Origin of the sequence: Actinokineospora inagensis DSM 44258 (genome assembly GCF_000482865.1) — a bacterium.
In the GTDB taxonomy this organism is placed as follows: domain Bacteria; phylum Actinomycetota; class Actinomycetes; order Mycobacteriales; family Pseudonocardiaceae; genus Actinokineospora; species Actinokineospora inagensis.
Genome location: NZ_AXWW01000056.1, coordinates 17,140 through 36,201 on the forward strand (window position 1 = coordinate 17,140; position 19,062 = coordinate 36,201).

The following is a 19,062-nucleotide window of genomic DNA, read 5'->3' on the forward strand; positions in this document are numbered from 1 at the left end:
GCACGAACTCCTCGGCGAGCCTGCCGAGTTGCCTGCGCAGGGTGTGGAACTCGCCGTCGGTGGTGACCAGCCGCGGCCTGCCGGTGATGTCGATCGCGGACAGGAACCGGACGACCAACTCGTGGGTGTTGGCACCGAGCGCGATGTCCGCGTCGGGTTCGCCGAGCAGTTGGGCGTAACCGGCGCGGACGCGGTCGGCCTTGGCGAACGCCCGTTCCCACTTGTCGTCCACCGCGCGGGCGGCGTCCTCGAACGCCTCGATCTGGCCTTCCAGCGCGACATCGGGCCACGCCTGGTGGGAGTGGCCGGTCAGCAGCAACCGGTCCGCGACACCGAACCTGGTGTAGTGCTCGGCGAGGTCGTTCACAGCTCGCCCCGCACGGCCCACAGGTCCGGGAACGACGGCTCGAACAGCGTCCCGCGCAGGTACGCCGCCCCGGCCGAGCCGCCGGTGCCCTGCTTCGCGCCGATGGTGCGCTCGACCATCTTCACGTGCCGGTAGCGCCACTCCTGCAGGCCCTCGTCCAGGTCCACCAGGTACTCGGCGACGGTCGACGGGCCCCCGTCGTCGGCGTACACGGTCAGCAGGATCTTCTGCAGCTCCGGCGAGGGCTCGGCCGCCGCCGACACGTCGCGGTTGGTCAACCCGCCGGGGACGGCGTAACCGTGGCTGACGAGGTACGCGAGGAACGAGTCGAACAACGACGGCCGGGACATCGCCCCGGCGATGCGGGCACGCTGCTCACCGCCCTCCGGGTAGTGCGCGAACGCGCGCCGGTCGCGGCGACCGAGCACGGCCTCCAGCTCGCGGAACTGGGCGGACTGGAAACCGCTGGACGCGTCGAGCCGGGCCCGGAAACTGGTGAACTGGCGCGGGGTCATCGTCTCCAGCACGTCGATCTGGGCGACGATCACCTTCAGCACGGTCAAGATCCGGCGCAGCGTGCGGGTCGCGTGCGCGGTGTCGCCCGCCGTGAGCACCACCTGAAGGTGGGCGAGCTCGTGCAGGAGCTGCTTGAACCACAGCTCGTAGACCTGGTGGATGACGATGAACAGCAGCTCGTCGTGCTCGTCGGACCGGGGGTGCTGCGCGGTGAGCACCTCGTCGAGCGACAGGTACGACGTGTAGGTGAGGGCCGCTGTCGTGTCCGCCGGGCTCGTGTCTGCGGGGCTTGCGTCCGGGGGGCTGGTGTCCTGGGGTGTGGTCACGGCTTCATCGCTCCGTCGAAGTGGAGTTGGGCCTGGTCGGCCAGCGCGGGGTAGGTGGTGTGGAACAGCTCGACGGCCGCGCGCCGGTGCGCGGGCGCGGGCACGAGGTCCTCGGGCAGTTCGGGGTCGAGCAGGGCGAACTGGCGGTAGCGGTGCGTCATCCGGACGCGTAACCCGAACGCGGTAGCCGGATCGGGGTCGGGGTCACGGTCGGTGAACTCGGTGACGAAGTCGCGGTAGCGGGCGGCCAGGGCGTCGAGGTCCCAGACCCTGGCGACGAAGTCGGCGAAGTCGGGCACGGCGGCGGGCGCCCCGCGCAACACACCCGCGTGCGCGGCGACACCCAGATCGGCCAGCAGACCGGCGACCTCGTCGGCGCGGTCGCGGGCGGCCAGCCAGGTGCCGTCCTGCACCGGGCCGAAGCCGAGGAACCGGAGCCTGCGCACCAGCCGGGCGCGGGCCACCCGGTGCTCCTCGGGGATGGCGTGCCAGAGCACGGTCCAGTCGCCGCCCGGATTGGGCTCGGTGCCCAGGGTGAAGATCCGCCGGTCGCCCTCGGTGAGCACGGCGGCGGCGCGCGGGGTGATCCGGTAGTGCACCATCCGGCCGTCGCGGACCCGTTCCAGCAGGTGCCGTTGCACCAGCCGGGTCAGCGCGACCCTGGCCGCGCCCGCGCTGGAGCCGAACTCGCCGAGCAGTGCCACCATCCCGCCGGACCACACGGTCGTGCGGTCGCGGGGGCGCAGGTGGGCGCCGAGGATGGTCAGCACGAGGTCCTGTGGCGCGGCGTCGAACACGGGCCCGAGTTTAGTTGACACCTCAGCCGGGTCAACCGTAACGTTTTTGGGGCTGGACCACTGGCCCCTGACTTCCTGGCCAACCACGAGGGTGTGACGCTGGTGCAGGTCGGTATCGGACTCCCCAACACGGTCCCCGCGCGCGGGCCGAGGACGCTGCTGGACTGGGCGCGGCGCGCGGACGCCGGACCGTTCGGCACGCTGGCCGTGCTCGACCGGCTCGACTACGACAGTGTCGAACCGGTCACCGCGCTGGCCGCCGCCGCAGGCGCCACCGAGCGGATCGGGCTGGCCACGATGATCGCGATCGGGCCGCTGCGCTCCCCCGGCGTGCTGGTCAAGCAGGCCCGGTCGCTGGTCGAGGTCTCCGGCGGTCGGTTCACCCTCGGCCTCGGTGTCGGCGCCCGGCACGACGACTACGCCGCCGCCGGTGTCGATCCGGCAACGCGCGGCGCCGTGCTGTCGACCCAACTGGCCCACCTCGCCCGACTGCGCGGCACCGAACAGTCCACTATGGACATCCTGGTCGGCGGGAGCTCCGGGGCGGCCCTTTCTCGAATGGCCCGCTACGCCGATGGTTACGCGCACGGCGGTGGTCCGCCACGCGCTTTCGCCTCGGCGGCGACGAAGGCCCGGGTCGCGTGGCAGGACCACGGCAGAACGGGTCAGCCGCTGTTGTGGGGGCAGGGCTACATCGCGGTTTCCGACCCCGAGCGGGGACAGGCTTATCTGCGGGACTACTACGCGTTCACCGGCCCCTTCGCGGACAAGGTGGCGGCCGGGGCGTTGACGAGCGTCCGGGCGATCCGGGATTTCATCCGCGGTTACGCGGAAGCGGGCTGCGACAACCTGATCCTGTTCCCGACCACCCTGGACACAGCCGACCTGGACATCCTGGCCGAGGCGATCTGATGGACGTCTCGATCCTCGGCGCGGGCCCGGCGGGGCTGTATTCGGCGATCCTGCTGCGCAAAGCCGGGCACGGCGTCACCGTGCACGAGCGGAACGCGCCGGACGCGACCTTCGGGTGGGGCGTCGTGTTCTCCGAGGAGACCCTGGGCGCGCTCAAGGACGCCGACCCGAAAACGCACCTGGAGATCACCGACTCGTTCGCCCGCTGGTCGACCATCGACATCAGGTACCGGGGCGAGGTGGTCCGGTCCACCGGGCACTCGTTCACCGCGATCGCCCGCAGGCACCTGCTCGCCATCCTGCGGGCGCGGGCCGTGGAACTGGGCGCCGACCTGCGGTTCGACAGCGAGTTGACCGAGCCCGCCGCGGCTGATCTGCGGATCGCGGCCGACGGGGCGAACAGCCGGACCCGGCAGCGGCACTTCACGGCGAGAGTGCGGCCGCAGGGGTGCAAGTACATCTGGTTCGGCACGGACCTGGTGCTCGACGCGTTCACCTTCGCCTTCCGGGAAACCGAGTTCGGGCTGTTCCAAGCGCACGCGTACCCGTTCGACGAAAACACCAGCACGTGGATCGTCGAATGCGCCGAACCGGTGTGGCGGCGGGCCGGATTGGACAACGCTGCCGAGGACGAGAGCATCGCCTTCTGCGAACGGCTGTTCGCCGACGACCTCGCCGGGAACCGGCTCCGGTCGAACCGCTCGCTGTGGCTGGATTTCCCGCTGGTCCGGTGCTCCAGTTGGCACCGCGACAACCTGGTCCTGCTCGGCGACGCCGCGCACACCGCGCACTTCTCCATCGGGTCGGGCACGAAACTGGCGATGGAGGACGCGATCGCGCTGGCGGCGTCGCTGGACCGGACGAACACCATCGGCGCGGCGCTGACCGATTACGAGTTGGAGCGGCAACCGGTCGTCGAACGCTTCCAACAGGCCGCCGCCGAAAGCGCCGGGTATTTCAGCCGGACCGCGCACTACACGGGGTTCGAGCCGGTGCAGTTCGCGGTGAACCTGCTCACCCGCAGCGGTCGGGTGACCCACGGGAACCTGGCCCAGCGGGACCCCCGGCTGATCCGGCGGTTCGACTCCTGGTTCGCGGGCGGGACGGCGATCGCGGCACCGCCCCTGTTCGCACCGTTCGGGAAGATCACCAACCGGCTGGTCGCCGAAGTGTCCACACCGGGTGAAGCCGCCGCCAGGGCCGCGGGTGGGTACGGGCTGGTCCTCGCCGGTCCCGTCGCCGTCACCGCGCAGGGGCGGGTGTCCCCGGACGATCTCCCGCTGTCCGCCTGGGGACCCGTTCCCGGTGCGCGACTCGGCGTCCGGATCAGTCACGCGGGCGCCAGGGCGGCGACCCGGGACAACATCCCGGCGGCCGATGGTTGGCCGATTGTGGCCGCGTCGCCGGTGCCGTACGGGCCGCTCGCGCAGACACCCGGCGAGCTGACCGACCTCGACGAGGTCCGGCAAGCGTTTGCCGACCACGCCACCGCGGCCGCCACCGCGGGCATCGACCTGCTGGAGCTCGACATGGCAGACGGAACCCTGCTTGCCGGGTTCCTGTCGCCGCTGACCAATCGCCGCACCGACGAGTGGGGCGACCGGCACAAGTTCCCGCTGTCCGTGCTCGACGCCGTCCGCGCCGCCTGGCCGCGCGTGCTGTCCATCCGGCTGACGGTCACGGATTGGGCGCCGGGTGGGACGACGGTCGCCGACGGGATCGCCTTCGCCAAGGAACTGCGGGCGCACGGCGCGGACCTGGCGCACGTCCGCGCGGGCCACACGCTGCCCGACTTCCGACCGGAGTACCGGCGCGGGTTCCTGACCACGCTGTCCGACCGGGTCCGCACCGAGGCGGGCATCCCCACCCTGGTCGGCGGCTACCTCACCACGCTCGACGAGGTCAACACGATCGTGGCGGCCGGTCGGGCGGACCTGTGCGTGTTCACGGAGGCGCCATGAGCCACCGGTTCGCCGACCTGACCTCGCCGCGGGCCGCCGCGCTGCGGGAGGGCACGCCGGTGTTGCTGCTGCCGGTCGGCGCGGTCGAGCCGCACGGACCACACGCGCCGCTGGACACCGATCCGATCATCTCGGCGGGCATGTGCGAGCGCGCGGCCGAGCGGTTCGCCGACGACCCGGTGATCACGGTGAAGATCTTGCCGGGCCTGTCCTACGGGGTGACCGAGTTCGGCGCCTCGTTCGCGGGCGCGGTCGGCATCTCGGCCGAGACCCTGCGCGCGCTGGTCGTCGAGATCTGCGCTTCGCTTGCCGCCCAGGGATTCCCGCGCGTCGTCGTGGTGAACAACCACTTCGAGCCCGGCCACGTCACCGCGCTGCGCTCGGCTGTCAAAACCCTTGCGGCACAAGGTATCCAAACGGGGTACCTGGACCTGTTGCGGCGCGCGGCGGTGAGCCGGTTGACCGACGAGTTCCAGTCGGGCTCCTGCCACGCCGGGCGGTACGAGACCTCCCTGGTGCTGGCCGACCGGCCCGATCTGGTCGACACCACCGCCATGGCCGTCCTGCCCGCGGTGGCCGTCGACATGCCCGCCGCCATGGGCGCCGGACAGCACAGCTTCACCGCGATGGGCATGGCCGACGCCTACTGCGGCGCACCAGCCGAGGCGACGGCCGACGAGGGCCGCGCCACCTTCGACATCCTGACCGATCTGCTGGTCGAGGCCATCCGCGACCAGACGCGCTGAGAGGAGCACGGTGCCGAGCCCGACCCCGCCCAACCTCGCCGACCACTTCCTCGACCGCAACCTCGACCTCGGCCGGTCGGACCGCCCCGCCCTGCTCGGCCCGACCGGCCGCACCAGCTACGCCGACCTCGTCCACCTGGTCAACCGGTACGGCAACGTGCTGCGCGCACACGGCGTCCGGCCGGGCGACCGCGTGTTGCTGGCCCTGTCGGACGGGGTCGAGTTCGTCGCGGCCTGGTACGCCGCGCAGAAGATCGGCGCGGTGACCGCCGAGGTGTACACCTTCTTGACGGTCAAGGATTACGCCTACTACCTCAGGTATACCGAAGCTGTCGTCGTCATCGCCGACATGCTCACCTTGGACCGGTTGCGCGAGGCGGGCGCCCAGTCGGTGCTCGTGGTCGGAGCGGCCGGGCAAGACCTCCGGCCCAACGAGCACGACCTGGACTCCCTCGCCGCGACCGCACCATCCTCTTTGGACTCGGAGCCGCGCGGGCCGGACGACGTGGTGTTGTGGAAGTTCACCACCGGCAGCACGGGCGCGCCGAAAGCCTGCCCGCACACGATCCACAGCCCGCTGCACAGCTTTTCCGACTACGCGCTCGGCGTTCTCGGGCTGACCGAGGACGACATCGTCCTCCCGGTGCCGAAACTGTTCTTCGGCTACGCCCGCGACCTGACCGCACTGTTCCCGTTCGGCGTCGGCGGCGCCGGGATCGCTTTCCCGGAACGCACCACACCGGAGCGGATCTTCGCCCTCATCGCCGAGTTCCGACCGACGGTACTGGTGAACGTGCCGACCATGATGGCCTCGATGGTCGCCCACCCCGCCGCCGCCGACCAGGACCTGAGCTGCCTGCGGCTGTGCACCAGCGCGGGCGAGGCGCTGCCACCCGAGCTGCAGCACAAGTGGGACACCACTTTCGGGGTCGAGGTGATAGACGGGATCGGGTCATCGGAGGCATATCACATCTACATCTCGAACACACCCGGTTCCGCGCGGACCGGCAGCATCGGCACCCTGGTCCCCGGCTACACCGCCCGCGTCGTCGATCCCGACGGCGCACCGGTTCCCGACGGCGAGGTGGGCACCTTGGACATCAGCGGACCGACCGTGGCCCTCGGCTATGTCGGCGACCCGGACAAGACAGCCTCGACGTTCCCCCGCCCGAACACCGTCCACACGGGAGACCTGGTCACCCGCGACCCGGACGGCGCGTTCCACTACCGGGGCCGCGCCGACGACCTGCTCAAGGTCAGCGGCATCTGGGTGGCGCCGAGCGAGATCGAACACTGCCTCATCGGGCACCCCGACGTCGTCGAGTGCGCGGTCCTCGGGCACAACCGCGCGGGCCTGACCCGGCTGCACGCGTTCGTCGTCTCGACCGGGGTGACCGAGGCCGACCTGCGCGGGTACGTCCGCGACCGGCTGTCCCCGCACAAAACCCCCGAACGCGTGATTTTCGTGGCCGAGCTGCCGCGCACCACCAACGGCAAACTCGACCGCCGCGCCCTGCGCACCCTGGACGGGTCCACATGAGACGAGTGGTGGTCACCGGCGGCAGCCGCGGCATCGGCGCCGCGGTGGCGAGCCGGTTCCGCGACCTCGGCGACGACGTCATCGCCCTGGGCCGCGCCGACGCCGACGTCACCGACGAGGCCGCGGTCACCGCGCTGTTCGCTCGGATCGGCCGGGTCGACGTGCTGGTCAACAACGCCGGTGCCGCCGTGAGCGCGCCACTGGCCCGCACCACGCTCGCGCAGTGGCGGGCGATGCACGACGTCAACGCGTTGGGGGCGTTCCTGTGCACCCGGGCCGTGCTGCCCGGGATGCTGGAACGCGACAACGGCCGGATCATCGTGGTGGCGTCGACGGCCGGGAAGGCGGGACAGCGGTACACGGCGGCGTACGGGTCGGCCAAACACGCCGCCGTCGGGCTGGTCCGGGCGGTCGCGGCGGAGGTCGCGGGAACGGGGGTGACGGTGAACGCGGTGTGCCCCACGTTCACGCGCACCGACCTGGCCGCGGCGGCGGTGGACACCATCGTCGCGCGCACCGGTCGCGACAGCGCGGAGGCGGAGGCGGCGCTGGCGGCGTCCGCGCCGCTGGGCAGGTTGTTGGAGCCGGCGGAGGTCGCGTTCGCCGTGGCCTTCCTGGCGGCGGCGGAAGCGGGGGCGGTCAACGGACAAGCCCTCGTGCTCGACGGAGGAGGAATCGCATGAGCCCGTTCCGGGCGTCACCCGGGTTCACCCGGGAGTGGGCGCACTTCGACTTCGACGTCGACGACGGCATCGCCACGGTCACGCTCAACCGGCCGGAGAAACTCAACGCCCTCACCTTCGACGTCTACGCCGACCTGCGCGACCTCATCGCCGAACTCCCACACCGCGGCGACGCCAAGGTCCTCGTCCTGCGCGGCACCGGCCGCGGCTTCTGCTCCGGCGGCGACGTCGAGGAGATCATCGGCGAACTGCAGGCGATGAAACCCGCGCAGTTGCTCGAGTTCACCCGGATGACCGGCGCCGTCGTCCGCGCCCTGCGCGAATGCCCGATGCCGGTGATCGCCGCCGTCAACGGGGTCGCCGCGGGCGCGGGCTCGGTGCTGGCCCTCGCCGCCGACTTCCGGCTGCTCACCAGCACCGCCAGCTTCGCGTTCCTGTTCACCAAGGTCGGCCTGGCAGGCGCCGACATGGGCGCCGCCTACCTGCTCCCCCGCCTGGTCGGCCTCGCCCGCGCCACCGAACTCCTCCTCCTCGGCGACCGCCTCGACGCCACCCGCGCCGAGAACCTCGGCCTCGGCACCATCGTCGACGACCTCCCCGCCGCCGCCCGCTCCCTGGCCCACCGCCTCGCCGAAGGCCCCGCCCTCGCCTACTCCACCACCAAGGTCCTGCTCACCCGCGAACAAGACCTCGACCTCGCCTCCGCCATCGAACTCGAAGCCATCACCCAGGCCCTCCTGATGAAATCCGACGACCACGCCGAATTCCTCGCCGCCTGGCGCGCGGGCCGCCCCCCGGTCTGGACCGGCCAATGACCACCCCACCCGGCCCGGCTCCGCTCCCCGGCCCAATGACCCCCCACCGCATCGTCACCGCCCCCGACCTGGCGCCCCCCTCCGGCTACGCCCACGCCGTCGTCGCCACCCCGGGTCACACGGTCCACCTCGGCGGCCAAACCGCCCTCGACCACACCGGCACCATCACCGGCAGCACGATCGAAGCCCAATTCGACCAAGCCGCCGCCAACATCGTCAGCGCCCTCACCGCCGCGGGCACCACCCCCGCCCACCTGGTGTCAGTACTCATCTACGTCACCGACGTCCCCACCTACAAAGCCGCCCTCCCCGCCCTCACCCCCCTCTGGCGCAAACACTTCGGCCGCCACTACCCCGCCATCGCCCTCCTCGGCGTAACAGCCCTATTCGACCCCGAAGCCCTCATCGAACTAGTCGCCACCGCCGTCATCCCCACCCCCACCTAACCCCCCACCTCTTACCACCACCCCACCTCTTACCTCCCGCCCCCGCCCTTACCCCCGCCCCAACTCTTCGCCCCACCCCCGGGCGCAGCCCGGCCCCCACCCTCACCGGGGGGCGTCCCCGAGGCCAGTCTACCGCCTCCGGGGTCGCGAAAACGGGGTGCGACTGGCCCTGGGGATGAGGAAAGGCGTTGTGGATAACTGGGCGGGAAGGTATGCGGGACAGCAAGATGCGGACAACCGGGCGAGCGCCGAGGCCAACCGAGGATCTAGTGCAGGTCGGTCCCCGCAGATGCCGGTGCACAGCACCACGTCATCCGGACCCGGTTCGTGGTTCGGAACCGGGATGCTGACCACGTCTCGCCCTGCCCACAACGTCCCTGGCGGCGCAACCCAGCCCCCACCCTCACCGGGGGGCGTCCCCGGATCCAGTCTACCGGCTCCGGGGTCACGAAGAAGAGGTGCGACTGGTCCTGGGGATGAGAGGAGGCGTTGTGGATAACTGGGCAGGAAGGTATGTGGGACAGCGAGGTGGGGGCAACCGGGCGAGCGCCGAGGCCGATCGGGGACCTAGTGCTTCGACCCGGGATGTTGACCACGTCTCGGCCTGTGCACGACGTCCCCTGGCTGCGTTGCCGAAACGACCATGTACGTCCGCCTTGCCAGGAACGCCGTGGAAAGGTCGAGACGCGACCAGCATCCCGGGTCAAACGACTAGCAACCACACGACAGCAGGCTGCGCGGCGACGGGAGCGGGAAACGCCAATGGGAGAGCCGGCGAAATCGGCAGCTAGCGACGGGAGAGTCGGCGGGTGCGCACAACGCGCGACGACACAGGGCGACAGTAGATGACCGTCCCATGTGGAGGAAGCGACCAAGGAGGAGAGCTGAGTGAAGCTGTCGGCGGAGCACGAGCGGCTGCGGGAGCGGTGTGAGGAACTGGCCAAGGGGCCGTTGAGGGCGTTGGAGGCACACGGCCACACGATCAATCGGCCGCTCATTGAGGCGCTGGGTGAACACGGGGTGCTTCCCGCCATCTGTCGCGACGGGGGTAAGCCGTCTGCGGCGCTGGTGTTGTGTCTGGTACGGGAGGCGTTGGCCCGTCACTGCACCGAGGCCGAGACCGCGTTCGCGCTCCAAGCGCTCGGCGCGTATCCGATCCTCCTCGCGGGCAACGATTCTACTGTTCAACGTTGGATTCCGGGTATCACGGCAGGCACCACCGTGGTCGGTTTCGCCCTGACCGAACCGGAAGCCGGATCGGACGCCGCGCATCTGAGGCTTCAAGCGGCCGGAGATGGCGATGACTTCGTGCTCACCGGCGAGAAGACCTACATCTCCAATGCCCCCGGCGCCGACGTCTACTCGGTGTTCGCGCGCACCGGCGACACCGGAGCCAAGGGCATCACCGCGTTCGCTGTCCCCGGTGACTCCCCCGGTCTGAGCGGCGATCCGATCGAACTCATCGCACCGCATGCGATTGGGCGGTTGAAGTTTGACGGGGTGCGGGTGTCGGGGAGCAACGTGCTCGGTGAAGTAGACGGTGGTTGGAACGTCGCGATGCGGACGCTTGATGTGCTGCGGCCCAGTGTCGGCGCGTTCGCGGTGGGGATGGCGCAGGCGGCGCTGGACCTGGCCGTCGAGCACACCGCGAAACGGGAGGCGTTCGGGCGGACCCTCTCCACTTTCCAGGGGGTCTCGCACCAGCTCGCGGACGTGGCGACGAGGGTGCGGGCGGCGCGGCTGCTCGTGCACGACGCGGCCGTCGCGTATGACGAGGCGCCGGGGCGGACCGGGCACCTGTCGGCGATGGCGAAGCTGTTCGCGACGGAGACGGCGCAGGTCGCGGTGGACGTGGCGGTTCAGGTGCACGGGGCGCGGGCGTTGGAACTGGGGCATCCGCTGGAGCGGCTGTACCGGGAGGTGCGGGCGCCGCGCATCTACGAGGGCGCGTCCGAGATCCAGCGGGAGATCATCGCGCGCGCCCTGTTCCGCTGAGCGCGGGATTGTCGGTGTCGACCGGCATCATCCGGGTATGACCGAAGACGCCTTCTGGCAACTGCTCGCGCGGGCCGCCGAGCAACCCGGCGACCGCGACGAACGGGCCGACTGGCTGGCCGAGGAACTCACCCGCCTGGGTACCGACGAGGTCACCTCGTTCGCCCGGCACCTGGCCGCGGCGACGACGCGGGCGAACACGTGGCCGCTGCTGGCCGCGGCGGCACTCATCGAGGGCGGCCGGTCGGATGACGCCTTCTGGTACTTCCGGCTGTGGCTGGTGGGCCTCGGCCGAACCACCTTCGACGCCGCGGTCGGCGACCCGGACACACTGGCCGACCTGCCCGCGGTACGCGCGCTGGCAAGCAAACCCAGCGACGAGTGGTCCGACGAAGACTGGCCGGAATGGGAAAGCCTGGACTACGCCGCACCCGAGGCCCACCAAGAGCTAACTGGCGCGGAAGGCGGCTTACCGGACATCGCCGAGGGTGCGCCAACCGGCCAGGAGTTCGACGTCGAACACGAGGTCGAGCTACGAAACCGGCTACCCAGGCTCACCGCGCTATTCGGGTGACGGTCACGGCGAACGAATCGGGCACGTTGGCCAATCTGCCCACGATACGCGCGCTGGCAGGCAAGCCAAGTGACGAGTGGTCCGACCAGGACAGGCCGGGGTGGGAGAGCCCGGACCCGAGGCACACCAGAAACTGACCGGCGCGAATGGCGGTTTAGCGGACATCGCCGAAGACACGCCAACCGGCCAGGAGATCGACGCCGAGGACGAGGTCGAACTACGAACCGGCTACCCAGGCTCACCACACTGTTCGGGTAACAGTCACCGAGAACGAACCGGGCACGCTGGCCGACCCGCCCACGGTGCGCGCGTTGGCGGGCAACCCAGCGAGCGGGCCGGCCTCGTCCGGGTGCGGGCGTTGCTGGACCGGGCGACGGGCATCTCCGAGATCGTCGAGCCGGAGGGTGAGGTCACCCGCCGCGAGGCCGACCTGGAGTCGCTGCTGAAGCGGCAGCAGACTCTCGCGGCCTCGACCATCACCGTGCGGATCAGCCTCGACGGTGCCGAGTGGGAGAGCCTGGACCACGCCGCACCCGAGGCGCACCAAGAGTCGACCGGCGCGGAAGGGTGACGGTCACCGAGAACGAACCGAGCACGCTGGCCGACCTCCCCACGGTACGCACGCTGGCAAGCAAACCCGGCGACAAGTAATCCGACGAGGACTGGCCGGAGCCCGGACCACGCCGCGCCCGAGGCGCACCAAGAGTCGACCGGCGCGGAAGGGTGACGGTCACCGGGAACGAATCGGGCGTGCGGCTTGTTACGGTGGTGTGGTGAACGTCGAGGTGACTCCGCTGCCGGGGATCGGTACCCGCCATGACTTCGTGTCCCGCACCGGGCGGCGCATCGGGGTGATCGCGCACCGCGATGGGCACTTCGACCTGGTGGTGTCCCGCCAGGACGACCCGGACTCGTGTGTGGCGTCGGTCCCGCTGACGACCGAGGAGTCGGCGGCGCTGGCGAACCTGCTCGGCGCGCCGAACCTGGTTGCCCACCTGCGTGACCAGGTCGCGGGCGTGAGCACCCGGCAGTTGCCGATCGCGCCGAACTCGCCGTACGACGGGCGGACGCTCGGTGACACGGCGCTGCGCACGCGGACGGCGGTATCGGTGGTGGCGGTGGTCCGCGCGGGCACCGTGCACCCGTCGCCGAAGCCCGACTTCGCCCTCGGCGGTGGTGATCTCTTAGTCACGGTGGGCACGGTTACCGGCCTGGAACGGGCCGCCGACGTCCTCGACCGCGGCTGAGTGGGGCACAAGCTTGCACGATTCCTCGATCTCGCTCATCGAGCTGGGCGCCGTCTTCTTCGGGCTGGGTGTGCTCGGGCGGCTCGCCTGGCGCATCGGGGTGTCGCCGATCCCGCTGTACCTGCTCGGCGGTCTCGCGTTCGGCGCGGGCGGGCTCGTCCCTTTAGCAGGCATCGAGGGCTTCGCGAACCTGGCCGGCGAGATCGGCGTCGTCCTGCTGCTGTTGCTGCTCGGCCTGGAGTACTCGGCGGCCGAGTTGGTGACCGGGCTGCGCCGGTCGTGGGTGGCGGGTGTGGTCGACATCGTGCTCAACGCCCTGCCCGGGGCCATCGTGGCGCTCATCCTCGGCTGGGGCGCGGTGGGCGCGATGGCGATGGCGGGTGTCACCTACATCTCGTCGTCGGGCATCGTCGCCAAGGTCCTCGGCGACCTGGGGCGGCTGGGCAATCGCGAGACCCCGGTCGTCCTGTCGATCCTGGTGTTCGAGGACCTGGCGATGGCGGTCTACCTGCCGATCCTGACCGCGTTCCTCGCCGGCGCGACCCTGCTGCGCGGCCTGACCGCGGTGGGCGTGGCCCTGGTCGCGGTGACCGTCGTGCTCGTGGTGGCCCTGCGGTTCGGCCGCTACGTGTCGATGGTGGTGGACAGCCCGGAGCCGGAGGTCTTCCTGCTCCGCGTGCTCGGCGCCGCCCTGCTGGTCGCCGGGCTGGCGTCGCGACTGCAGGTGTCGGCGGCGGTGGGGGCGTTCCTGCTCGGCATCGCCATCTCGGGGTCGACGGCGGAGAACGCGACCAAACTCCTCGAACCCCTGCGTGACCTCTTCGCCGCCATGTTCTTCGTGGTGTTCGGCCTCAACACCGATCCGCGCAGCATTCCCCCCGTCCTCGGCTTCGCGATCGCCTTGGCCGTCATCACCACCGCCACCAAGATCGCCACCGGCTGGTTCGCCGCCGCCCGCCAGGGGATCTCCCGCCTCGGTCGCGCCCGCGCAGGCGCCGCCCTCGTCGCCCGCGGCGAGTTCTCCATCGTCATCGCGGGCTTGGCCGTCACCGCGGGCGCGGTCGACCGCGAACTGGCCGCGCTCGCCACGGCCTACGTGCTGCTGATGGCCATCCTCGGCCCCGTCGCCGCCCGCGTCGTCGAACCGGTAACCCGCGCCTTCCAACGCAAACCCGCCACCACCTGATCTACCGGACCCTCCGGACGCGAGCGCGCTGCCCATCTCTCACCCGTTCGTGCCTTGACAGGAATCCCACCGGACTCCACGCAGAAGCTCGCCCTCCCGGGGGCCGGGGGCCCATTCCTGACGGTAGCGCGAACCGCGATCTGTCAAGGGGGTGGCGAGCCGGACTGTGGGCAACCGGGACCATTGTGGACAACCCGGGACGTGCCGCGGTCAGCGTTCGAGGTCGGCGAGGAGGAGGCCGCTGCGGGGTTTGGGGGTGAAGTAGGTGCTCTTGCGGGGCATGCGGCCGCCTGCGGCGTGGACGGCGAGGACCTGGGTCAGCGGGATGGGGGCGAGGCGGAGGACGCAGTCGGTGTTGGCGGGGTGGGGGCGGCCGTCGGGGAGGGGGATGACGTGGGGGCCTTCGGGGTCGAGGTGGAGGGCCTCGTGCAGCAGGAGGGTTTCGACGACGGCGTGGTCGATCGTGGGGGACGGGAGGTCCACGTGGAGGCGGACATCGCCGAACTCCGCTGTCACCGTGCCGGGTGTCACCGTGCCGGGCAGGCCTTCGCGTACAGGGAGGCCGATTGCGCGCCAGGCGGCGGTGACGGTGGCGGCGTCAAGGCCGGTGCCGGTGATGGCGCGGTGGTAGGCGCCGATGCGGAGGTCGGGGCCCGCGGTCACCAGGGCCAGGATGCCGCCCAGGTCGGCGGCGGCCGCGGCGGCGACCCGGTGGTTGCCGTCGGCGACCATGAGCGGGTTGGCAGCGACCACCGACACCAGCGCGTCGCGCACCGGGCCGGGGCCGAGCAGCCACAACCGGTGCCGCCGACCGGAACTGTCCACTGTGGAAACAACGGGGTCGCCGACGATGGCCCGGTCGACGGCCGCGGTCAGCGAGTCGCCGCCGGTGACCGGGACCAGGAGGGCGGCGCTGGTGGCGCAGCCGAGTCCGGTGAGGACGGTGGCGCGTTCGGCGACGACCTCCGGGTAGACCTGTTCGCTGTGCCGCACCCAGGACACGCCGTCCGCGCCGACGGCGGCCGGGTTGACCATGCACAGCACCCCGGTCGCCGAGCCGTCGGGACCGTCCACGCGGTAAGGCGCGACGACGTCGGCCACCGGCCGGTAGGCGGTGCGCTGCAGGGTTCGCAGCGCCCGGCGGGCGTCGGCGAGGGTGTCGAGGAGGGGGCGGTCCCGAGACAGGGCGGCGGGGGTGCGGTGCGGGTGTTGGACGGCGAGCAGGGTGCCGGTCGCGGCGCCGGGGCGGGACAGGGCCGCGACCACCCGGGTGGCGTCGGCGAACTCGTCGACGTCGGGGCCGGGGACCTCGGCGCGGACGACCCAGCCCCGGTCGATCGGGCGGACCCAGTCGGTCACAGGTCCACTGCGGCGTAGAGCGAGCCGACCTCACCGCGGTTGAGGGCGCGCATCGAGCCGGGGCGCTGGTTGCCGAGGCGGACCTCGGCGATCTGGGTGCGGACCAGGCTGAGCACGGGGTGGCCGACCTCCTCCAGCATCCGGCGGACGATGTGCTTGCGGCCCTCGTGCACCACGACCTCGACCAGCGCCTTGCCCGCGTGGCTGTCGACCATGCGGAACGAGTCGGCGCGGACCGGGCCGTCGTCGAGGGTGACACCGTCGCGCAGCCTGCGGCCCATGTCACGCGGGATGGGGCCGGGGACCTCGGCGAGGTAGGTCTTCATGACCTGGTACGACGGGTGCATCAGCCGGTGCGCGAGGTCGCCGTCGTTGGTGAACAGCAGCAGGCCCTCGGTGTCGGCGTCCAACCTGCCGACGTGGAACAGGCGGTCGGCACGACCACGCAGGTAGTCGCCGACACACGGGCGGCCGCGATCGTCCTCCATGGTGGAGTGCACGCCACGCGGCTTGTTCAGCGCCAAGTACACGCGGTCCTCGCGGACGACGACGCGAACACCGTCGACATGGATGACGGCGTTCTCCGGGTCCACCCGCCTGCCCTGCTCGCGCACGACCTCGCCGTCGACGCTCACCCGACCCTGGTCGATGAGGTCCTCGGCGGCGCGGCGCGAGGCCACCCCCGCGTTGGAGAGCACCTTCTGCAGCCGGACGCCCTCGGGCTGACCACTCGGCCGACTACCTGACATCGTCAATCGCATCCACTTCTGGCAACAGCGGCGCGATCGGGGGAAGGTCCTCCAGCGAGGACAGCCCCAACCGCTCCAGGAACAACTCGGTCGTGCGGTACAGGATCCCACCCGTCTCGGGATCGGCCCCGGTCTCCTCGATCAGACCGCGCACCACCAGGGTCCGGATGACCCCGTCGACGTTGACGCCGCGCACGGCCGCGACCCGGGACCGGGTCACCGGCTGACGGTAGGCGATGACGGCCAGTGTCTCCAAAGCGGCCCGGGTGAGCTTGGCCCGCTGGCCGTCGAGCAGCATCTTCTCCACCACCGGCGCGAACCGGTCCCGGGTGAAGTACCGCCACCCCTCCCCCACCCGGCGCAGGTCGATGCCGCTGCCCTGCTCGGTGTAGCGGGCGGCGATCCGGCGCAGCGCCTCGCGCACCCGCCGCACCGGCTGGTCGACGGCGGTGGCCAGCAGTTCCTCCTCGGCCGGGGAGTCGACGACCAGCAGCAGCGACTCCAGCGCGGCGTCGAGGTCGGCGTCCTCGGTCAGCTCGGGAAACCCGGACCCGGCCTGGCCCAGGTCGTCCTCGGCGTCGGCGGGTTCCGGCTCAGGCTCGGTGGAGACCTCCGCCACAACTTCCGAAGCTCGCGCTTCAAGAGCGGGTTCCTGTTCTGTGCTCACTTCCCCATCCCCTGTGTCCACCGGCGGATCAGCCGTAATCCTCGTCGCCGCGGGTGCTCTGGACCGCGGCGGCCTCCTCGACCGAGCCGCCGGTCCACTCCACGAGCAGCTCACCCAGCGGGTCCGCCTGTTCGAAGAGGACGGTGGCCTCGCGGTAGAGCTCAAGCAGGGCAAGGAACCTGGCCACGATCTCCATGTTGTGCTCGCAGTCGGCCACCAGGTCGGCGAAGCTCGCGCGGCCCATCTCGGCCAGCCGCACCCGCAGGATCGCGGCCGTCTCGCGGATCGACACCCGGCCCATGTGCAGGTGGTCGAGCGACACCGACGGCGGCGGTTTCGGCCGGAACACCGCGGCGGCGATCTGGGCGAAGCGGGCCGGGTCGACGCCGAGCATCACCTCCGGCAACAACTGCTGGTAGCGGTCTTCCAACGCCACCGACCGCGGGTACCGGCGCAGCGCTCCCGCTTCCAGCTCGCTGAACAGCGCGGCGACCTGCTTGTACGCCCGGTACTGCAGCAGCCGCGCGAACAGCAGGTCGCGGGCCTCCAGCAGCGCCAGGTCCTCCTCGTCCTCGACGTCGCCCGCGGGCAGCAGCCGGGCGGCCTTGAGGTCGAGCAGGGTCGCGGCGACGACCAGGAACTCGGTGGTCTCGTCGAGGTTCCAATCGTCACCGAGCGACTTGATGTGCGCGATGAAGTCGTCGGTGACCCGGTGCAGGGCTACCTCGGTGACGTCCATCTGGTGCTGCGAGATCAGTTGCAGCAGCAGGTCGAACGGGCCCTCGAAGTTGGCCAGCTTGACGGTGAACCGGCCCGCCCCGGTCGGCTCCTCGGGTTCGGTCACGGCCGTCACTGACCGCCGTCCTGGCGCAGCCTGCGCACCAGGACCGAGTCGGCGCCGTTCTCGGCCAGGTCGGCCAGCGCGGCGGCCACCGCCTCGCGCACCACCCGACCGCGGTCGACGGCGATGGTGTACCCGGCGCGCAGGGCCAACCTGGCCTGCTCCAGGGCGAGCAACTCCTCGTCGGACACGTACACGGTGATCTTGGAGTTGTGCTTCTGCCGGGGGGTGCTCGGCGGGGGGGTGGGGACCGGGTCGAACAGGTTGGTCACCGCGCGATCACCTCGCGGGCGAGCTGGCGGTAGGCCTTGGCCCCCGCCGAGCGCGGCGCCCAAGTGGTGATCGGCTCCCCGGCCACCGTGGTCTCCGGGAAGCGCACGGTGCGGTTGATGACGGTGTCGAACACGGTGTCCTTGAACGCCTCCACGACGCGGGCCATGACCTCGCGGGAGTGCAGGGTGCGCGGGTCGAACATGGTGGCCAGGATGCCGGTGATCTCCAGCTTCGGGTTGAGCCGCTCGCGCACCTTGTCGATGGTGTCGATCAGCAGCGCGACCCCGCGCAGGCTGAAGAACTCGCACTCCAGCGGGATGAGCACCCCGTCGGCGGCGGCGAGGGCGTTGACGGTGAGCAGGCCCAGCGAGGGTTGGCAGTCGACCAGGACGTAGTCGTAGGCGTCCAGGACCGGGCGCAGGGTGCGCAGCAGCGCGTGCTCGCGGCCGACCTCGGAGACCAACTGCACCTCGGCTGCGGACAGGTCGATGTTGCTGGGCAGCAGGTCCATGTTCTCGACACCGGTCCGCAGCACCACGTCGTGGATGTCCACCGAGCGCTCGATGAGCACGTTGTAGATGGTGCGGTCGAGCTGGTGGGCGGGGATGCCGAGGCCGACCGACAGCGCACCCTGCGGGTCGAAGTCGACCAGCAGCACCCGGCGGCCGAACTCGGTCAGCGCGGCACCGAGGTTGATCGTCGAGGTCGTCTTGCCGACCCCGCCCTTCTGGTTGCACATGGCCAGCACCCTGGCCGGGCCGTGCTGGTCGAGCAGCGCGGGCTCGGGGACGTGCCGCCTCGGCCGACCGGTCGGACCCGTGCCGCTGCCGCCGAGCAGCTCGTCCGGTCCGTCGTCGTCGGCGTCGGTGGCCGCGCGGGGCGCGATGCTCAGCTCGACCGCACCCCCATGCGGAAGTGTCGACATGGCGATCTAGCTCCTTGTCGCCTGCGTTGCTGTCACGCGCAGCGTAAGCGGGCAGCGGTCAGCCACCAACGCGGCTCGCCGCAGCCGCAGTGCGCGAGTTATCCACATTCCGCCCAGGAGTTCACCACCCACCGCCC

Annotated in this window: 20 protein-coding genes and 1 pseudogene; 12 read left to right on the forward strand and 9 right to left on the reverse strand. The window is 71.1% G+C overall.

Annotated features, from left to right (window positions below):
* The 3 genes and pseudogenes from H504_RS0120660 to H504_RS0120670 all read right to left on the reverse strand — a co-directional run.
* A pseudogene (locus tag H504_RS0120660) lies at positions 1–367 on the reverse strand (kynureninase); the annotation flags it as partial.
* On the reverse strand, positions 364–1,209 hold the full coding sequence (locus H504_RS36175) for a tryptophan 2,3-dioxygenase (protein WP_084467955.1): 846 nt from the start codon (positions 1,207–1,209) through the stop codon (positions 364–366). The gene H504_RS36175 and the pseudogene H504_RS0120660, both read right to left, overlap by 4 nt.
* Positions 1,206–2,006: a PaaX family transcriptional regulator gene (locus H504_RS0120670; RefSeq protein ID WP_026424319.1), complete on the reverse strand. Its 801-nt coding sequence runs from the start codon at positions 2,004–2,006 to the stop codon at positions 1,206–1,208. Before H504_RS0120670 ends, H504_RS36175 begins: the two co-directional genes overlap by 4 nt.
* A gap of 93 nt (positions 2,007–2,099) precedes the next feature.
* On the opposite strand from H504_RS0120670, the gene H504_RS0120675 reads away from it, so the two are divergent.
* The 12 genes from H504_RS0120675 (at position 2,100) to H504_RS0120735 (ending at position 14,111) form a co-directional block, all read left to right on the forward strand.
* The gene (locus H504_RS0120675) at positions 2,100–2,918 is read left to right on the forward strand and encodes an LLM class flavin-dependent oxidoreductase (RefSeq protein ID WP_084467956.1); all 819 of its coding nucleotides are present in this window, start codon (positions 2,100–2,102) and stop codon (positions 2,916–2,918) included.
* Positions 2,918–4,879 (forward strand): FAD-dependent monooxygenase, encoded by a 1,962-nt coding sequence (locus tag H504_RS0120680; RefSeq protein ID WP_026424321.1) that lies wholly within the window; start codon positions 2,918–2,920, stop codon positions 4,877–4,879. The genes H504_RS0120675 and H504_RS0120680 overlap by 1 nt, the downstream gene beginning before the upstream one ends.
* Positions 4,876–5,625: a creatininase family protein gene (locus H504_RS0120685; protein ID WP_026424322.1), complete on the forward strand. Its 750-nt coding sequence runs from the start codon at positions 4,876–4,878 to the stop codon at positions 5,623–5,625. The genes H504_RS0120680 and H504_RS0120685 overlap by 4 nt, the downstream gene beginning before the upstream one ends.
* A gap of 10 nt (positions 5,626–5,635) precedes the next feature.
* Positions 5,636–7,165, forward strand: coding sequence for a benzoate-CoA ligase family protein (locus tag H504_RS0120690; protein WP_026424323.1), 1,530 nt, complete (start codon positions 5,636–5,638; stop codon positions 7,163–7,165).
* Positions 7,162–7,848, forward strand: coding sequence for an SDR family NAD(P)-dependent oxidoreductase (locus tag H504_RS0120695; RefSeq protein WP_026424324.1), 687 nt, complete (start codon positions 7,162–7,164; stop codon positions 7,846–7,848). Before H504_RS0120690 ends, H504_RS0120695 begins: the two co-directional genes overlap by 4 nt.
* The gene (locus H504_RS0120700) at positions 7,845–8,663 is read left to right on the forward strand and encodes an enoyl-CoA hydratase family protein (RefSeq protein ID WP_026424325.1); all 819 of its coding nucleotides are present in this window, start codon (positions 7,845–7,847) and stop codon (positions 8,661–8,663) included. Before H504_RS0120695 ends, H504_RS0120700 begins: the two co-directional genes overlap by 4 nt.
* Before the next feature lie 35 nt (positions 8,664–8,698).
* On the forward strand, positions 8,699–9,109 hold the full coding sequence (locus H504_RS0120705; RefSeq protein WP_026424326.1) for a RidA family protein: 411 nt from the start codon (positions 8,699–8,701) through the stop codon (positions 9,107–9,109).
* Positions 9,110–9,997: 888 nt separating this feature from the next.
* Positions 9,998–11,104, forward strand: coding sequence for an acyl-CoA dehydrogenase family protein (locus tag H504_RS0120710; RefSeq protein WP_026424327.1), 1,107 nt, complete (start codon positions 9,998–10,000; stop codon positions 11,102–11,104).
* 37 nt (positions 11,105–11,141) lie between these two features.
* Positions 11,142–11,678: a DUF4240 domain-containing protein gene (locus tag H504_RS0120715; protein ID WP_026424328.1), complete on the forward strand. Its 537-nt coding sequence runs from the start codon at positions 11,142–11,144 to the stop codon at positions 11,676–11,678.
* Positions 11,679–11,778: 100 nt separating this feature from the next.
* Entirely contained in the window at positions 11,779–12,249 is a 471-nt protein-coding gene (locus tag H504_RS43675; RefSeq protein ID WP_026424329.1) for a DUF4349 domain-containing protein, read from the forward strand.
* A 202-nt stretch (positions 12,250–12,451) separates the two neighbouring features.
* A complete protein-coding gene (locus H504_RS0120730) occupies positions 12,452–12,925 on the forward strand; it encodes a cation:proton antiporter regulatory subunit (protein WP_026424330.1) in 474 nt (157 codons plus the stop codon).
* 13 nt (positions 12,926–12,938) lie between these two features.
* Complete coding sequence (locus tag H504_RS0120735; RefSeq protein WP_026424331.1) at positions 12,939–14,111, forward strand: cation:proton antiporter; 1,173 nt, start codon at positions 12,939–12,941, stop codon at positions 14,109–14,111.
* Positions 14,112–14,321: 210 nt separating this feature from the next.
* Here H504_RS0120735 and H504_RS0120740 read toward each other — a convergent pair whose 3' ends face one another.
* Genes H504_RS0120740 through H504_RS0120765 form a run of 6 tightly spaced genes read right to left on the reverse strand, consistent with a single transcriptional unit; the run spans position 14,322 to position 18,925 of the window.
* A complete protein-coding gene (locus H504_RS0120740) occupies positions 14,322–15,470 on the reverse strand; it encodes a DUF1015 family protein (RefSeq protein ID WP_026424332.1) in 1,149 nt (382 codons plus the stop codon).
* Complete coding sequence (locus H504_RS0120745; protein ID WP_035305132.1) at positions 15,467–16,219, reverse strand: pseudouridine synthase; 753 nt, start codon at positions 16,217–16,219, stop codon at positions 15,467–15,469. Before H504_RS0120745 ends, H504_RS0120740 begins: the two co-directional genes overlap by 4 nt.
* Positions 16,209–16,925, reverse strand: coding sequence for an SMC-Scp complex subunit ScpB (gene scpB, locus H504_RS36180; RefSeq protein WP_157440543.1), 717 nt, complete (start codon positions 16,923–16,925; stop codon positions 16,209–16,211). Before scpB ends, H504_RS0120745 begins: the two co-directional genes overlap by 11 nt.
* On the reverse strand, positions 16,915–17,739 hold the full coding sequence (locus H504_RS0120755) for a segregation and condensation protein A (protein WP_026424334.1): 825 nt from the start codon (positions 17,737–17,739) through the stop codon (positions 16,915–16,917). Before H504_RS0120755 ends, scpB begins: the two co-directional genes overlap by 11 nt.
* Complete coding sequence (locus H504_RS0120760; protein ID WP_026424335.1) at positions 17,736–17,999, reverse strand: hypothetical protein; 264 nt, start codon at positions 17,997–17,999, stop codon at positions 17,736–17,738. The genes H504_RS0120755 and H504_RS0120760 overlap by 4 nt, the downstream gene beginning before the upstream one ends.
* Entirely contained in the window at positions 17,996–18,925 is a 930-nt protein-coding gene (locus H504_RS0120765; RefSeq protein WP_026424336.1) for a ParA family protein, read from the reverse strand. Before H504_RS0120765 ends, H504_RS0120760 begins: the two co-directional genes overlap by 4 nt.
* Positions 18,926–19,062: the final 137 nt, after the last annotated feature.

What these genes read in the sequence shown, in the direction of transcription:
- H504_RS0120680 (WP_026424321.1), top strand. Translation starts at nt 2,918, where the DNA reads ATGGACGTCTCGATCCTCGGCGCGGGCCCGGCGGGGCTGTATTCGGCG.
- H504_RS0120685 (WP_026424322.1), top strand. Translation starts at nt 4,876, where the DNA reads ATGAGCCACCGGTTCGCCGACCTGACCTCGCCGCGGGCCGCCGCGCTG.
- H504_RS0120695 (WP_026424324.1), top strand. Translation starts at nt 7,162, where the DNA reads ATGAGACGAGTGGTGGTCACCGGCGGCAGCCGCGGCATCGGCGCCGCG.
- H504_RS0120700 (WP_026424325.1), top strand. Translation starts at nt 7,845, where the DNA reads ATGAGCCCGTTCCGGGCGTCACCCGGGTTCACCCGGGAGTGGGCGCAC.
- H504_RS0120705 (WP_026424326.1), top strand. Translation starts at nt 8,699, where the DNA reads ATGACCCCCCACCGCATCGTCACCGCCCCCGACCTGGCGCCCCCCTCC.
- H504_RS0120715 (WP_026424328.1), top strand. Translation starts at nt 11,142, where the DNA reads ATGACCGAAGACGCCTTCTGGCAACTGCTCGCGCGGGCCGCCGAGCAA.
- H504_RS0120745 (WP_035305132.1), bottom strand. Translation starts at nt 16,219, where the DNA reads ATGTCAGGTAGTCGGCCGAGTGGTCAGCCCGAGGGCGTCCGGCTGCAG.
- H504_RS0120765 (WP_026424336.1), bottom strand. Translation starts at nt 18,925, where the DNA reads ATGTCGACACTTCCGCATGGGGGTGCGGTCGAGCTGAGCATCGCGCCC.